This window comes from Vibrio sp. 1978 (genome assembly GCF_033344345.1).
The window spans coordinates 1-1,787 of the sequence record NZ_JAWPOP010000077.1; the positions used below are offsets into that span (position 1 = coordinate 1).

Consider the following 1,787-nt stretch of genomic DNA (forward strand, 5'->3'; position numbering starts at 1 on the left):
TCTCAAATTCGGGTTGTCGGATACCTTAATGTTTGGCGGAACTATGTTGTTGATTTTTGCCTTATTGGCATTAAGAAAACTAGGGGGCCGCCATGCTTGATTTGTTATTTGATACCCGCTCAAACCCTGAAGACCCATCCGTCCCCCTGTCTGAAATAGATCCAGCCGATTGGGGCGGTGGTTCTGGTGTTAGCGTGGAATCTGCCATGGGATTATCGGCGGTATACTCCTGTATTGGCGTACTCGGTCGCTCTATGGGCCAACTACCTTTGCATGTGATGCGCCGTGACTCTAACGGAGTTGTCTCTCGTGCAACGGACCACCCTGTTTACTACCTGTTGCATGATGAGCCCAACCCATTTCAAACCAGTTACGATTGGCGTGAATCGGGTATGGTTCACGTCAGCGGGTGGGGGAACCACTACACCGAAATCGTGCGTCACCCCCGTTCGGGTGAAGTACGTGAACTAGGGTTAATTCGGCCTTGGGAATCCAACTTAACCAAAACCAATTCTGGACGTTATACCTACGCGGTCACGGCTGATGACGCAATAGCAAGGGCAGTCAGTCCTGAAGATATGATCCACATTAAGGCGATTGGTTCTGATGGCAAAGTTGGGAAAAGCCCCATTGCCCAGTGTAGAGAAGCCTTTGCACTTGGCCTAGAAACCCAAGGCTATGGTAACCAGTTCTTCCGAAGTGGTGGTAAGCCAACCGGTATTGTCTCCGTTAAATCGCAATTAGAGGAAAAGAGCTGGAAACGCTTGCTCGAACGCTGGCGAAAGTCAAAAGTGGAGATGCAAAGTAACGACAATAAGACGTTATTTTTGCCGTCAGAGCTGGCGTATCAGTCGATCACCATCCCGCCAGAAGATGCTCAGTTTCTGGAAACACGAAAATTCAGTCGTTCAGAAGTCGCCGGCATCTACAACGTTCCGGCACACATGATTAACGACTTGGAAAAAGCCACCTTCTCTAACATCTCAGAGCAAGCTATTCAGTTCGTTCGTCACACCATGATCCCATGGGTTGTGAAGTGGGAGCAGGAACTCAACCGAAAACTATTCACTGAACAAGAGCGACGCGCTGGGTATTACGTCAAATTCAACCTAAACGGCCTGTTACGCGGCACTGCCCAAGAGCGTGCTGAGTTCTATTCGAAAGCCATTCGTGATGGTTGGATGACACGCAACCAAGTACGAGAGCTGGAAGATATGAACCAAGCCGATGGTTTGGATACTTATCTGCTAAGCGCTGATCTTCAACAAAAAGAGGCCAACCCAAATGAGTAAAAACCTCAATGAGATTTTTATCCGCAGTGATGAAATCAAAATTGAAAAACGTGAGGACGGAGAGGGGCCACGTATCGTCGGGTACGCGGCCAAGTTCAACACTCGCAGCAATAACCTTGGTGGCTTTGTTGAAGTGATAGCCCCAGGTGCGTTTGATGACGTACTGGACGATGACGTTCGAGCCCTGTTTAACCATGATCGGAACTTTGTTTTAGGTCGAACCAAAGCCGGAACGCTCGAGCTGACTGTTGACGAGGTCGGCTTGCGCTACGAGATCACTCCGCCAGACACCCAAACGGTGAGAGACATGGTGATCGAACCTATGGATCGTGGCGATGTAAATCAAAGCTCATTTGCGTTTCGTTTGCCTTCAGACGGTTATCGATGGGATGAGGGAGATGATGGGGTATATATCCGTACAATCACCCGCGTTTCAAAACTGTTGGATGTCAGCCCAGTGACCTATCCAGCCTACAACGACACCGAAGCCAGTAC

The 1,787-nt window shown here is 49.3% G+C and carries 2 protein-coding genes; both read left to right on the forward strand.

Features of this window, described 5'->3' with window-relative positions; all coding sequences use genetic code 11:
• The first annotated feature begins 92 nt into the window (after window positions 1–92).
• Window positions 93–1,292: a phage portal protein gene (locus tag R8N49_RS31070; protein ID WP_318190149.1), complete on the forward strand. Its 1,200-nt coding sequence runs from the start codon at window positions 93–95 to the stop codon at window positions 1,290–1,292.
• The coding region (locus R8N49_RS31075) for an HK97 family phage prohead protease (RefSeq protein ID WP_318190150.1) at window positions 1,285–1,787 on the forward strand (503 nt) is incomplete at its 3' end. The genes R8N49_RS31070 and R8N49_RS31075, both read left to right, overlap by 8 nt.